The sequence below is a fragment of the Nonomuraea antri genome (genome assembly GCF_013283785.1).
GTDB classification, from domain to species: domain Bacteria; phylum Actinomycetota; class Actinomycetes; order Streptosporangiales; family Streptosporangiaceae; genus Nonomuraea; species Nonomuraea antri.
In genome coordinates, this window is sequence record NZ_JABCPZ010000100.1 from 1 (window position 1) to 13,387 (window position 13,387).

At 71.6% G+C, this 13,387-nt stretch carries 11 protein-coding genes; 7 read left to right on the forward strand and 4 right to left on the reverse strand.

Annotation, left to right across the window (positions count from 1 at the left end):
* Nucleotides 1-20: 20 nt before the first annotated feature.
* Nucleotides 21-1,502: a cytochrome P450 gene (locus HII36_RS28820; protein WP_173526409.1), complete on the reverse strand. Its 1,482-nt coding sequence runs from the start codon at nucleotides 1,500-1,502 to the stop codon at nucleotides 21-23.
* Nucleotides 1,503-1,908: 406 nt separating this feature from the next.
* Between HII36_RS28820 and HII36_RS28825 the strand changes: the two genes are divergently transcribed.
* Nucleotides 1,909-2,685, forward strand: coding sequence for an alpha/beta fold hydrolase (locus HII36_RS28825; protein WP_173526410.1), 777 nt, complete (start codon nucleotides 1,909-1,911; stop codon nucleotides 2,683-2,685).
* Between the two features lie 56 nt (nucleotides 2,686-2,741).
* Here the strand turns inward: HII36_RS28825 and HII36_RS28830 are convergent, their stop codons facing one another.
* The 3 genes from HII36_RS28830 to fdxA form a co-directional block, all read right to left on the reverse strand.
* A complete protein-coding gene (locus tag HII36_RS28830; RefSeq protein ID WP_236003968.1) occupies nucleotides 2,742-3,416 on the reverse strand; it encodes a DUF4178 domain-containing protein in 675 nt (224 codons plus the stop codon).
* A 125-nt stretch (nucleotides 3,417-3,541) separates the two neighbouring features.
* Nucleotides 3,542-4,612 (reverse strand): succinyldiaminopimelate transaminase, encoded by a 1,071-nt coding sequence (gene dapC, locus HII36_RS28835; protein WP_173526411.1) that lies wholly within the window; start codon nucleotides 4,610-4,612, stop codon nucleotides 3,542-3,544.
* Nucleotides 4,613-4,723: 111 nt separating this feature from the next.
* Nucleotides 4,724-5,050: a ferredoxin gene (gene fdxA, locus HII36_RS28840; RefSeq protein ID WP_068901325.1), complete on the reverse strand. Its 327-nt coding sequence runs from the start codon at nucleotides 5,048-5,050 to the stop codon at nucleotides 4,724-4,726.
* A gap of 105 nt (nucleotides 5,051-5,155) precedes the next feature.
* Here fdxA and HII36_RS28845 point away from each other — a divergent pair, with 105 nt between their 5' ends.
* The 6 genes from HII36_RS28845 (at nucleotide 5,156) to HII36_RS28870 (ending at nucleotide 13,379) form a co-directional block, all read left to right on the forward strand.
* Complete coding sequence (locus tag HII36_RS28845; RefSeq protein WP_173526412.1) at nucleotides 5,156-5,386, forward strand: putative acetyltransferase; 231 nt, start codon at nucleotides 5,156-5,158, stop codon at nucleotides 5,384-5,386.
* An 89-nt stretch (nucleotides 5,387-5,475) separates the two neighbouring features.
* Nucleotides 5,476-6,474 carry an ABC transporter substrate-binding protein gene (locus HII36_RS28850; protein ID WP_173526413.1) on the forward strand — a complete coding sequence of 333 codons (999 nt, stop codon included), beginning with the start codon at nucleotides 5,476-5,478 and terminating at the stop codon, nucleotides 6,472-6,474.
* 74 nt (nucleotides 6,475-6,548) lie between these two features.
* Nucleotides 6,549-7,352: a methyltransferase domain-containing protein gene (locus HII36_RS28855; protein WP_236003969.1), complete on the forward strand. Its 804-nt coding sequence runs from the start codon at nucleotides 6,549-6,551 to the stop codon at nucleotides 7,350-7,352.
* Nucleotides 7,353-7,497: 145 nt separating this feature from the next.
* Nucleotides 7,498-9,639 carry a hypothetical protein gene (locus HII36_RS28860; RefSeq protein ID WP_173526414.1) on the forward strand — a complete coding sequence of 714 codons (2,142 nt, stop codon included), beginning with the start codon at nucleotides 7,498-7,500 and terminating at the stop codon, nucleotides 9,637-9,639.
* Between the two features lie 3 nt (nucleotides 9,640-9,642).
* A complete protein-coding gene (locus HII36_RS28865; RefSeq protein WP_173526415.1) occupies nucleotides 9,643-11,487 on the forward strand; it encodes a UvrD-helicase domain-containing protein in 1,845 nt (614 codons plus the stop codon).
* Nucleotides 11,488-11,546: 59 nt separating this feature from the next.
* Nucleotides 11,547-13,379 carry a sigma factor-like helix-turn-helix DNA-binding protein gene (locus HII36_RS28870; protein ID WP_236003970.1) on the forward strand — a complete coding sequence of 611 codons (1,833 nt, stop codon included), beginning with the start codon at nucleotides 11,547-11,549 and terminating at the stop codon, nucleotides 13,377-13,379.
* Nucleotides 13,380-13,387 lie beyond the last annotated feature (8 nt).

Sequence of the window (13,387 nt, forward strand, 5' to 3'; positions counted from 1 at the left end):
GTCACCAGGTGGGGCGGGGGTCACCAGGTGATGTGGAGGGCGGCGGGGCCGCTGTCCGCGCCGTCGTGTGCCCAGGTGACGTCGGCCGCCGGGCCCGCGAGCCGCGCTCCGGGCAGTCGCGCGGCCAGTGCGCCCAGCGCGGCCCGTACCTCGATGCGGGCCAGCGCCGCGCCCAGGCAGTAGTGCACGCCGTGCCCGAACGCCAGCGACGGGCTGGACTGCCTGCCGGGCAGGAACTCGTCCGGGTCGGGAAAGTGCCGGGGGTCGCGGTTGGCGGCTTCGAGCCGGACCAGGACCATGTCACCGGCGGCGATCGCGGTGCCGGCCAGGTCCAGGTCGGTCTGGGCGAAACGGGGGAAGGGCTCGCCGGTCAGGCCGGACTGCAGGCGCAGCACCTCCTCGACGATCGCGTCCAGCTCGGCCGGGGTCGCCCCGGACACCGTGTCCAGGCGTTCTTCGGCGAGGATCCTGAGGGCTGCGGTGGCGGTGGCGTTGCGTGCCGACAGGTAGCCGGCGGAGACGATCGTGGCCGTCATGGCGATCAGCTCGCCGTCGCTGAGCCGGCCGTCGTCGGCGTCACGTACCGAGATCAGTGAGCTGAGCAGGTCGTCGCCGGGTGCCGCGCGCTTGGCCGCGACCAGCGTCGCCGCGTACCCGGTCAGCGCCTCCCACGACTCGGCGGCCTTGACCAGGTCCTCCTCCGTGCCGAAGACGAAGTCCACGCCGCGCGCGGAGTCGGCCAGCGCGCGAAAGCGGTCGCGGTCGTCGATGTCCACGCCGAGCAGCTCGCTGATCGCGATGATCGACAGCGGCGTGGCGAGCCCCGCCACCAGATCCGCCACCGGACCGGAGCGGGCGACCCCGGCCACCGGGTCGGCCACCGCACCCGAGCAGGCGAGCCCGGCCACCGGGTCGGCCGCCTGACCGGGGCGAGCGAGTCCGGCTTCCGGGTGGACCGTCGCACCCGAGCGGGCAGGTCCGGGTTCCGGGGCGGCCGTCACACCCGAGCGGGCAGGTCCGGGTTCCGGGGCGGCCGTCACACCCGAGCGGGCAGGTCCGGGTTCCGGGGCGGCCGTCACACCCGAGCGGGCAGGTCCGGGTTCCGGGGCGGCCGTCGCATCCGAACGAGTGGATTCCGCCGCCGGGCCCGTGCGGGCGAGTTCGGCCGCCAGGGCGACGGCGGTTCGGGTGACACGTTGGTGCAGGGACTTCACGGCTCGCGGGCTGAACGCCTTCGACACCAGCCGCCGCAACCGAGCGTGCGCTTCACCGTCCTGGAACAGGGTCTCGTTGCCCGGGTGGCCGGCCCCCGGCGGCGCGAGCCCGAATCGGCGGTCCGACAGCACGGCCGCGACGGCCTCGTAGGAGGTGACGAGCCAGGCCTCCGCCCCGCCCGGCGTGCCGACCCGGGTGACCGGGCCGTGCTCGCGCAGCCGGGCGTAGGCGGGGGGCGGGGAGAGCGGGTCGGGACGGTCGAACGGCAGCGTCATCGTGGTCGTCATCGGGGTGTGCTCCTCAATCGGTGCAGGCCACAGCCGGTGGTGGGGTGCGTCCGGGTGGCCGTCGTGCGGGTTCGTCCCCAGTTAAGACGTTGACGTCGCGACAAGGTCAAACGCCCGTCCAGGGCCGGTCCAGGGGATCTCGCGAATCACCCAGGGCTCGCAGGTCACCGGAAACCCGTCTCCGGCCTGCGAAGATGCTGTCTCCGCGACCAGCCACCCTGAAGACCGCCCAACCCGAAGACCGCCCACCCCGGCGACCGCCAACGCCGATGACCAACCGCCCCGACGCCTGACCACCCATATCGCCGACCACCCATACCGACGAGCACCCAAACCGACGGCCACCGGCAACCACCCGACGACCACTGGCAACCACCCCGACGTCCATCGGCAGAGAGGCTGACGTATGCGTTCGCTGTCCGTGTCCCGGTCCACCGTGTCGTATCGGCGGGAAGGTCATGGGCGCGGGCTGGTGCTCCTGCACGGGAGCGGCAGCGACGGCCAGTCGGCGTTCGGCCACCTGATCGGCAGGTTCACCGACATCCGCACGGTCATCACCCCCGATTACGGCGGTTCCGGGCAATCCACCCTGCTACCGGGCCCGATCTCCCTGGAACTCCTGGTGGAGCAGGCGGCCGCGGTCATCCGCGACGCCACCGACGGCCCGGTGGACCTCCTGGGCTGCTCACTCGGCGCGGTCGTCGCCTCCGCGACGGCGGCCCGGCATCCCGAGCTGGTGCACCGGCTGGTGCTGATCGCCGGCTGGGCCGACAGCGACGACCCACGCCACCAGATGCTCTTCGAGACCTGGAAGCGGCTGGAGGCACTCGACGGCGAGCTGAGCACCCGGTTCGGGCTGTCGCTGGCGTTCAGCCCGGACTTCCTGTCGGGGCTGGGCCACGACCGGGTGGCCGAACTCGCCGCCGCCCGGCCTGCTTCCGGCCTGGACCGGCGCCTCGACCTGGGCCTGCGCATCGACACCCGCGCCCTGCTGCGCGCGATCGGCGCGCCCACGCTGGTCGTCGGGCTGACGCAGGACTACCTGGTGCCGGTGCACCGGGTGCGGGTCGTCCACAAGTCGATCCCGGGAAGCCAGTACACCGAGATCGACAGCGGCCACGCCGTCACGCTGGAGAAGCCGGACGAGCTGGTGCATCTCATCCGCACCTTCCTCGACGACTGATCCAGGGACCGGCCGGAGCCGCCGACGCGCGAAGCGCGCCATGTCCCAGCGGCGGGTCAGGAGGCGCGGGTGACGATGGTGATGGAGCCCGGCGGGAGGGGCTGGGCGTAGCTGGCGGTCCAGCCGCTGCCCTGGATGCGTTCGAACGACAGCAGGCGCCCGTCCGAGGCCCGGTAGTCGGCGAAGTCGAGCAGGCCGCGGTCCGGGTTGCCGGTGTTCCCCTCCGAGCGGAACGCCGCCGTGCCGCGTTCGATCGGGAAGAACTCCATGCCCTCCATGATGAGCATGCTCTTGGCCGGCACCATGCCCTGGGTCGGCACCTCGGTCCAGATCAGGACCTCCAGGTGGGACGGCTCGCCGGGCGACATGCCCTGGCGTACCTCGACCGACAGCCACTGTAAGCGGCGGGCGCCGTCGCGCAGCAGGTATTCGGTCCACTCCTGGCCCTGCCAGGAGACGTGGACGGCGCCGAGCACGCGGGCGGGCGCGCCGTGCACCTCGATCCGGTCACCGACCTGGATCGTGCGCGGATCTGCGTAGTCGGTACCGGCATGCCCCACGACGCTCACCGGCGCCGGCATCGGGGTCTCGATCGGGACGACCTCGACCTCGACCGGCGGCGCGCTGGAGCGGCCCTTCCTGTCCTGCCGCATCGTGGCCCAGAAGGCCCCGAGCAGCAACAGGACGGTGGCGATGCTCAGCCCGAGTACGACCATGGAGGTCATGCTCATCGGTCAGCTGCTCCACTCGCGGTCTGCCTCGGCGAACGCCCTTATCGAATTGTGCCTGTCGACTTACGCCTGTCGGCTCATGCTTCCTGCCGCCTCATGCTCGTGCTCTGCTCTGACGCGGGATCCTACTGGAGGCGGCGGACCGCCGCACCGATGCGCTCGTCCGTAGCCGTGATGGCGATGCGGATGTGCCGCCCACCTGCTGATCCATAGAAATCACCCGGCGCGACCAAAATCCCGATTTCGGAGAGCTTGCTTACCTGGTCCCACGCGCTCTGCCCGTTGGTCGCCCAGAAGTAGAGACCGGCGGTGGAGTGTTCGATGGTCCAGCCGGCCTGCTCAAGGGCCGGCCTGAGCAGCGTGCGCCGGGCCGCGTAGCGCTCGCGCTGCTGGTCGGCGTGCACGTCGTCGGCGAACGCGGCCGACATGGCGGCCTGTACGGGCGCCGGCATCAGCATGCCCGCGTGCTTGCGGATCTCCAGCAGCCGCTTGACCAGGGCGGGATCGCCCGTCACGAACCCGGCCCGGTACCCGGCCAGGTTCGAGCGCTTGGACAGAGAGTGAACCGCGAGCAGCCCCTCGTGGGAGCCGCCGCAGATGTCGGGGTGCAGGATCGACATCGGCCGCTCTTCCCAGCCCAGCTCGAGGTAGCACTCGTCGGAGGCCACCACCGTGCCGCGCTCGCGCGCCCACGAGACCACCTTGCGCAGATGCTCGGGCGGCAGTACGCGCCCCGTGGGGTTGCCTGGAGAGTTCACCCAGACCAGGTCGACGTGCTGGGGCCCGAGCGCCAGCAGCCCGTCGGAGGCCACGCCCGCCGCCCCGGCCAGCCGGGCGCCCACGTCGTAGGTGGGGTAGGCCAGTTCGGGGAAGACGACCCGCTTGGCGCCGAGGTAGGTCGGCAGCCAGGCGACGAACTCCTTGGTGCCGATCAGCGGCAGCACGTCGTGCTGCTCGACGCCCACGCCGTGCCGCCTGCGCAGCCAGCCGGCCGCCGACTCGCGCAGGCCCTTGGTGCCGTGCGTGAGCGGGTAGCCGGGGCTGTCGGCGGCCTGGACCAGCGCCGCCTGGACGATCTCGGGCACCGGATCGACGGGCGTGCCGACCGACAGGTCGACGATCCCGTCGGGGTGGGCCAGCGCGCGCTCCTTGTACGGCTCCAGCCGGTCCCAGGGGAAGTCAGGCAGTTTGTTCACGTTTCTGGTTCTCCAGGGTGTCCGTTGCCGTACCGGGCCCGCGAACGCCGGCAGCGCCCATGCGAGGGCAGCACGCGATGGTGGCCCCGCACAGGCGTCGCCGTCGGCGTATCAGTGCTCTTCGGCCTGCGGCGGCAGCGCTGCCACGACCGGGTGGTCCTTCTCGATCTTGCCGACCTTCGAGGCGCCACCGGGCGAGCCGAGGTCCTCGAAGAAGTCCACGTTCGCCTTGTAGAAGTCCTTCCACTGCTCAGGAAGGTCGTCCTCGTAGAAAATGGCCTCGACGGGGCACACAGGCTCGCACGCGCCGCAGTCCACGCACTCGTCGGGGTGGATGTAAAGCATGCGCTCGCCCTCGTAGATGCAATCAACGGGGCATTCCTCGATGCACGCCTTGTCCAGGACGTCCACGCAAGGCTGCGCGATGACGTAGGTCACCTCGAGCTCCTTCTTCTCCGCACCATGGCATGACTCTGACCGCGGTTTGCTAGGGCCTAGTATTGCCGTCCTTGCCAGCTGGCCGAAACGGAGGGTGGCAAACTCATGGCCGGACGCCTCGTGATCGCGATCACAACACAGGACATAGGGGCCCGGATCACCACGCGCAGACGGGTTTCCGGCGGGTTCTCCGACGCGGTCGGGATTCTCGAATCCTGGGACGACGGCGTGTTGCGGGTACGCAAGCGCGACGGCTCGCTGGTGGAGATTCCCGAAGAGATGCTGGTGGCGGCCAAGGTGGTTCCGGTCGCGCCTCCTAGACCTGGGCGGATGTAGCGGTAAGTATTCGTTCTGTGACCGTACGTACCTGCGCCGCCGCAGCCGCCCTCGTCGTCAGCGCCGGATGCGGCGCGTCATCTTCGGAAATGTCCACCGATGCCACCAAACCGCTCGGCCCGGTCAACGCCAAGGCCGCCTCGCTCAAGGAGGGATTCGGCAGCCTCGACCGGCTCGCCGAGACCGCCAAGCAGGAGGGCACGCTCAACGTGATCGCCCTGCCCCGCGACTGGGTCAACTTCGGCGAGGTCATCGACACCTTCGCCGACAAGTACGGCATCAAGGTCAACGAACTCGAACCGACCGCCAGCAGCAAGCGCGAGATCGACGCCGCCGCCCAGCTCAAGCCGGACGTGTTCGATCTCACTCTCGACGTGGCCGTGGCCTCGGCCGACAAGTTCGCGCCGTACCGGGTGACGGGCTGGCAGGACCTGCCCGACCACATCAAGGACTCGTCGGGCGCCTGGTACGGCGCCTACGGCGGCTACATGTCGATCGGGTACGACCCGCGTGCCGTCAAGCCGCCGGCCACGTTCAACGACCTGCTCAAACCCGAGTACCGGGTGGCGCTGAACGGCGACCCGCTGCGTTCCGCGGCCGCGTTCCAGGGCGTCATGGCCGCGTCCATGCAGGGCGGGGTGCCCTCGGCGGCGCGCGGGGTCGAACTGTTCGCCAAGCTCAAGCAGAGCGGCCGGCTCACCGAGCCGGCCAAGGCCAACGTGATCGTCAACTGGGACCACCTCAACGCCGGACGCAGCGCGGGCGCCGGCGACTCCTGGGCCGTGACGATCCCGCGTGACGCGCCGCTGGGCGCCTACCACGTGCAGGCGATCAGCAAGACGGCCCCGCACCCGGCCGCCGCCCGCCTGTGGCAGGAATTCCTGTTCTCGGACGAGGGCCAGAACCTGCTCCAGAAGGGCTACGCCCGCCCGGCCCGCGGCGAGGCCATGCTCATGAAGGGCACGCTCGACACCGAGCAGGCGGCCAAGCTGCCCAAGGCTCCCGGCCCGCCCGTGATGCTGACGATTCCGCAGGCAGACGCGGCGAAGGCGTACCTGAAGAAGGAATGGGCGAAGAGCGTGGGATGAGTCCGTTGTGACTTGATATGTCGTAGAGACTTTCAGCCTCTAAAGTGAACAGACAGCACGGCCACGGGGGCCCGATGTCTGACGAATGTGAGCTGATCGTCTTGCGATATGACGCACCGAGCTTGGAGCGGTGGAACAGTCGCGCCTACGACAGCAGTTTCGGTTACGTCTCCACCCAGGGCGCGCCACTGGTAGACCTGCTGGACCCGCGGCCGGGCGAACGCGTGCTCGACCTCGGCTGCGGCACCGGAGTGCTCACCGCGCAGATCGCCTTCAGAGGCGCCGAGGTGCTCGGCATCGACGGCTCCTCGGCGATGATCGAGAAAGCGCTGGCCCAGTACCCGGGAATCAACTTCATCATCGGCGACGGCCACGACTTCACCGTGGCCCAGCCGTACGACGCCGTCTTCTCCAACGCGGCGCTGCACTGGATGAGCCGCGACCCGGCGGCCGTCATCGCCAACGTGCGCGAATCGCTCATGCCCGGCGGCCGGTTCGTCGCCGAGATGGGCGGCGCGGGCAACTGCGCGGAACTGACCGCCGCCATGCTCACCGCCTGGCGCGAGTACGGCCTGCGCGAACCCGACCTGCCGTGGTACTTCCCCACACCCGCCGAGTACGCCAGACGACTCGAACAGGAGGGCTTCGTGGTGCGGCTGCTCGAATACTTCGACCGGCCGACACCGCTCGACGAATGCCCTCGCGGAGCCGCGGACTGGGTCCGGATGTTCGCCTCTTCGGCCATCGAAGGACTTCCACCTGAAATCGTGGAACCCCTGCTCGGACGCGTGAACGAGCTCGCCGCGCCCGCTCTTCGCAGGGAGACTGTCTGGATGGCCGACTACGTGCGTCTACGCTTTGCCGCTGTTCGGCGTTGATGCGTCGTGCATGATGCGTAGGGCTGTTTTGCCGGACTATGGTCTGTTCCGTGGGCGGCGAGATTATGGCTGCACCGCTGCGGCGGCGTGAGGGGCTGGTGAACGGAACGGGATGAACTTCTGCCTGAGCGACCTCGTACCACCGTTGAGGTGGAGCGATGCGTCCACGATCACGCTACTCACCGGGCAGCCCGACCTGCCGGACGCGTGGTGGCGCAGCCTGCCCATGCCCCGGGTGCTGGCCGCCATCGGCCCGGAGTCGCTGGGTGAGCTGCTCACCGAGATCGCGCTGGAGCACTGGCCTGCCGCCGCGGTCGGCGACGTGCTGCCGGCGCTGCACGTCCTGGACCCGGACGAGGCCGACGAGCCCGCCGTCGCGATCGCGCTCGACCGCGCCGGGTCGTGGGCCGGGCTGCTGTCGCTGACCAGCCGCGAGCTGGTCGACCAGCCGTTCATCCAGGCCCGTCCGGTGCTCAACACGCTGTTCGCCGCGGTTCTGGTACGGCTCGCGCCCGCGCGTGCTGCCGCGTCCGAGCCGGCTGTGGCGGCGGCGCCCGTCGCCGTGGCCGAACCCGTCGAGGCTGTCGAGCCCGCCGAAGTCGCCGAGCCTGTCGAGGTCGTCGAGCCGGAACCGGTCGCGCTCGAAGAGCCCGGCGAGGTCGCCGAGGTCGAGGATCAGGCGCCCGCCGAGGTCGAGCCCGTCGCGGAGCAGGAGCCCGAGCCTGAGCCTGCGCCTGAGCCTGAGCCCGATCTTGAGCCTGAGCCCGAGCCGGTCGTGGCCGGGGTCTCCGAGGTGGCCGAGTTCGCCGTGGTCGAGGTTCCCGAGGAGCCGGAGCCCGCTGCGCCGGAGTCCGCGGGGATCGAGGAGCAGGAGCCCGCGGCCGTGGCGGCCGACGAGCCCGAGTTCGAACCGATCGAGGCACACGAGCACGCCCCCGAGCCGATCGTGGCCGAGGAGCAGGAAGCCCACGAGCCGGTTTTCGAGGCTTTCGGTACTCCCGAGACCCCAGAAGTCCCGGAGGCTCCCGAAGTCGCCGAGGTGCCCGAAGCCGCTGAGGCTCTGGAGGTCGCCGAGGAGCCGACGCCGGAGTTGCCCGCGCTGATCGAGGCCGCGTTCTCCGGTCTGGACGACAAGACCTGGGCGGTGGCCCAGAACCGCGTCTTCACCGACCAGCCCTCCGCCGTGGACCAGCTCGCCAAGCTGTTCGCCGTCCCACCGGCCGAGATCGCCGCCACCGAGCACGACCTGCGTACCCGCGTCGACCAGTGGCTGGCCAGTGACGAGGCGGCCCCGTACCGGGCGCACCTGGACGAACTGCGCGCCGCGTTCGGCCCGCACGCGTCCAAGGAGCAGTTGATCGGCGCGGCCGACTGGCACGCCAGGGAGATCCAGGCGCTGGAGGTCCCCGCCTGGCAGTTCGTGCTGGCCACGCTCGCGGCGCCGACGCCGGCCGAGCAGGCGCCGCCCGTCCAGCAGGCGCCGATCATGGAGCAGCACAACGTTCACCCGCAGGGCGCCCACCCGTACGCGGCCCCACCGCCGAACGTGCCGCCGGCGTTCCCGCCGCCCACCGAGTTCCCGCCGCCCGTCGGGTACCCGCCGCCGATCGAGCAGGTGCCGTCGGCGTTCGGCCCGCTGCCCGCGCCGCCACCGCCGATGTCGGGCCCGCCGCAGTTCCAGGCGTTCGCCCCGGCGGTGCCCGTGTCGCCGCCCCCGGTGAGCGAGTCCAACGGCGGCGGCCCGGTCGAACCGTCGGACGACAAGCCGTACCAGCCGCTCAAGGACGTCTCGCAGACCCGGCGCTGCTTCCGCCAGCCGGACGGCCGCTGGTGGCTGCGTATCGACGTCACGGCCGAGCAGCTGACCGGCGGCGAGTGTCCGCTGCCCACCGGATTCGCGGCCTACCTGGGCCTGGCGCCTGGCGAGACCAAGACGGTCAGGAGCGCGGCCGGCGAGCTGACGATGAGCTGGCACGGCCGGCCCACGCTCGAATCGGTGGAACGGCTGCTGGCCGACGTGGGCGCGCGCGAGGGCGGCCACCTGTTCCTGACGCTGTCGGACGAGGGCGTGCTGCGGGCCAGGCACCTGCCGGTCGCCGCACAGGGCGCCGAGAAGATCACCAAGGCGTTGCGCCTGGTCGGCTACACCGCCCCGGGCGGCACGAAGGACCAGGCGGCCCGCGTGATCGCCACCAGGATCGGTATGACGGGCCCTGTCGGCCTGCCCGACCTGCTCACCAGGCTCCGCGAACGCGGTGACCGCGACCTGCTCGCCCTGTTGGACTGAGCCGTGCCGCGGCTCGCGATCGGCCCTGAGTTTCCCAGGGAGCTCAGCGCACTGGCCCAGCCGGTGCGCAGGGACGTCGTGGTCGCGTTACGCCGGTTCCTGCTGAACGTCTCCGGCGGCCCGCACCCCGAGCGGGTGCGCGGCGGCCGGGACCCGCGGGTCGCCACGCTGCGCCTGGCGCCCGGCCACCGCGGCGTGGTGGTGCGGCAGCGGGACGTGTACTGGCTGCTCACGCTGCTGCCCGACCCCGAGGCCTGGTCGTACGCCCAGCGGCACAGGTACGGCGTCAACCCGGCGCTCGGCGTGGTCGAGGAGTGGGACGCCGAGTCGCTGGAGCGGGTCGAGCCCGCGTTACGCCGCTCGGCCGGGCCCAACCGGCTGTTCGAGGCGATCTGCGACGGCGATCTGCTCGGGCTCGGCGTCGACGGGCACGCGCTGCCGCTGATCAGGCTCATCACCACCGAGGCCGACGTGGCCGCCCTCGAGCCGCTGCTGCCGCCCACCCAGTACGTGCCGCTGGCCGTGCTGGCCAGGGGCGGCACGCTGGCCGAGGCGTGGCGGGAGCTGGACTCCTGGCGCGCGGCCGACGCCGAGACCGGCGGGATCGACCCCGACGATCTGCACGCGGCGCTGCGCCGCAGCCCGGACCGGGCCGCGTTCGCCGCGGACAAGGTGGAGCTGGACCGAGTGCTGGCGGCGCCCGACTGGTGCACGTTCCTCGATCCGCCGCAACACCGGCTGGCCTATGCCGCGCGCTACGAGAACCCGGTGCTGGTCGTGGGCGGCGCGGGCACGGGCAAGACGCTCACGGCCCTGCACCGGGCGGCCCATCTGGCCGCGCGCGGCCGCGGGCCGGTGTTGCTGGTCACGTTCTCGCAGGGGTTGTGCGAGGACCTGTCGGCCCGGCTGGACGAGCTGATCCAGGACGACGCCGTACGCAAACGAGTCGAGGTGGACAACCCGGAGCGGCTGGCGATGCGGATCGTCGGCGACGCGGAGGGCAAGCGCCCCACGCTGGTCGGCCCGGGCGCCAGGAGCATGCCCGAGCTGACCGACGAGGCGCTCAGGCTGCTGACCAGGGCCACCGGCGGCCTGCTCGACGACGTGGTCGAGGACGGCGACGACACCTCGGGCACCGGCGGCAAGCCGTACCGGCACATCGTGGTGGACGAGGGCCAGGACGTCAGCCCGGCCCAGTGGCGGCTGCTGCGGGCGGCGGTGCCGCGCGCGCACGACGACCTGTTCATCGTCGGTGACCCGCACCAGCGCGTCACCGACACCAAGATCGCACTCGGCGCGGTCGGGATCCCCGCCGAGCAGCACTCGCTGACGATCTCCCGCCGGCTGCCGCAGGAGCTGCTGACGTTCGTGGTGCGGCTGCGCGGCGGCGGCCCGGCGGGCGGGCTGGTCACGGGCGTGGCCGAGATGCACGGCCTGCGCGCGGACAGGCACGGCGAGCGTCCGATGATCAGGGCCTACGACTCCCCTGACGGCGAATTGTCCGGGCTGGCCGCTACCGTGGCCTCCTGGCTCGAGGACGGCGTGCCGGCCGCGGAGATCGGGGTCGGGGCGCGCACCTCCCAGCTCGTCCGGGCGGCCAGGCAGGCGCTCGACGGGCTCGACGTCCGGGTCTCGACGTTCCAGAACCTGAAGGGCCTGGAGTTCGAGCGGGTCGCGCTGATCGGCGTCGCCGAGGGCGTGGTGCCCGAGCCGCCGCCGGCCGATCCCGGCGCGCGGGCGCGGGCGTTGCAACGCGAACGGAGCATTCTGTTCGTCGCCTGCACGAGGGCCAGGTCAGTGCTCTATATCTCGCATTACGGAAGAGGTAGCCCATTTCTCCCTCTCTGATCACATAGTCTGAACTGCGGATACTTCCCTTTGCCGGTTGGACCCCAATGAACCTCAGCTTGAGCGACCTCGCGCCACCCCTGCGCTGGACCTCCCCTGGTCAGATCGCGCCGATCGTGGAAGAGCCACAGCTGCCAGAGGCCTGGTGGCAGGCGGTTCCGCTCGACCGCGCCTGCGCGATCGCCGGAACCCAGACCGTGGCGGGCCACCTGGCCGACCTGGCCGTGGCCTGCTGGGGTCACCTGGTGCTCGGCGACATCCTGCCGCTGCTGCGTTTCTCCGACCCCGCCGAGGCCGAGCGGTCGCCGGAGACGCTGGGCAAGGACGTCGTGCAGAAGTTGTTCAACGGCGTCTTCGAGCGGCTGCTCGAACCCGTGCCCACGGCGCTGCCCGCGCCCGGGCGTCCTGACAAGCCGCTGCCCGAACTGATCGACGTGCTGTTCGCGGCGCTGGACGAGCGGCAGCGGGCCATCGCCCGCGACCGTCTCTACGCCGCCCAGCGGGCCACGCTGGACGAGCTGGCGCAGCGGTTCAGCGTCACCAGGGAGCGGATCAGGCAGATCGAGCGCGACCTGCGCGACCACGTCGAGGCGTGGCTGAGCAGCCCGGAGGCGGCGGCGCTGGTGGCGCACGTGGCGTGGCTGCGCGGCCGGCTCGGCTCGGCGGTGCCCGCCGACGACCTGGCCGCCGCGGTGCCCTGGCACCGCTCCGACCTGCGCACGCTGGGCATCCCGGCGTGGCGGTTCGTGCGCACGCTGCTCACCGGGTACGAGCAGACCGACGGCTGGCTGGTCTCCGGCGGCGCGGACGAGCTGCGGGAGAAGACTCGCCAGCTGTTCACCGACGGCCCGCGTCCGCTGGGCGAGGCGGTGGCCATGGTGGCGCAGCTCGGCGTCCGCGAGGACGTGGCCGAGCGCTGGATCCTGGCCGTGCCGCAACTGCGCCTGCTCGACCAGCACGTGGTCCCCTGGCCGCGCAGCATCAACGAGAAGGCCGAGGCGGTGCTGGCGGTGGCCGGGCAGCCGCTGTCGCCGGAGGAGATCCAGGAACGCATCGGCGAGGACTACAGCCTGGTCGGCATCAGGAACCAGCTCACGGCCGACGACCGGTTCCGCCGCGTCGACAGGAACAAGTACGGGCTGACCCGCTGGGGCGGCGACGAGTACCTGGGCATCAGGGAGATGATCGCCAGGGAGATCGAGCGGGCCGGCGGCGAGGCCTCGGTCAGCACGATCGTGACCAACCTGACCTCGCGCTACGACGTGAGCGAGAGCTCGGTGCGCGCCTACTCCGGCGGTCCCGGGTTCGAGCGCACCCAGCGCGGCTGGATCAGGGTGGCGGGCACCTCGCCGGCCGGGGAGTCGGAGCCGTACCAGCCGCGCAAGGACGTCTCGGAGACGCGGCGCAGCTTCCGCTCGCGCGACGGGCGCTGGTGGCACCGGGTGGACGTCAACGCCGAGCACCTGCGGGGCTCGGGTTCGCCGCTGCCCACCGGGTTCGCCGCCTACCTGGGGATGGCGCCGGGCGGGCAGCTCACCGCCTCGACGCCGTCCGGTGACGTGGTGATCAGCTGGCACAACCAGCCGACCATGGGCTCGATCAGGAACGTGCTGGCCGACTTCAAGGCCAGCGAGGGCGACCACGTGTTCCTGACCGTCTCCGACGGCGGCGAGCTGCTGACCCGCTACCTGCCCGCCGCGGCGGTGGCGATGCCGCCGCTGAACCGGGCGCTGTACCTGATCGGGTACACCGCGCCGGTGACGTCCGAGCTGGAGGGGCTGCGCCTGATCGGGGCCAGGATCGGGCTGCCCGACCTGGCCGGCCGCGACGAGGTGCTGGCGCGGCTGCGCGAGCGCGGTGACCGCGACATCCTGGGTTTCCTGGGGGCGTGACGCGTAGG

Bases quoted from the DNA above. Each gene is read 5' to 3' on its own strand.
- HII36_RS28820 (WP_173526409.1), bottom strand. From the start codon at position 1,502: ATGACGACCACGATGACGCTGCCGTTCGACCGTCCCGACCCGCTCTCC.
- HII36_RS28825 (WP_173526410.1), top strand. From the start codon at position 1,909: ATGCGTTCGCTGTCCGTGTCCCGGTCCACCGTGTCGTATCGGCGGGAA.
- HII36_RS28830 (WP_236003968.1), bottom strand. From the start codon at position 3,416: ATGAGCATGACCTCCATGGTCGTACTCGGGCTGAGCATCGCCACCGTC.
- HII36_RS28845 (WP_173526412.1), top strand. From the start codon at position 5,156: ATGGCCGGACGCCTCGTGATCGCGATCACAACACAGGACATAGGGGCC.
- HII36_RS28850 (WP_173526413.1), top strand. From the start codon at position 5,476: ATGTCCACCGATGCCACCAAACCGCTCGGCCCGGTCAACGCCAAGGCC.
- HII36_RS28855 (WP_236003969.1), top strand. From the start codon at position 6,549: ATGTCTGACGAATGTGAGCTGATCGTCTTGCGATATGACGCACCGAGC.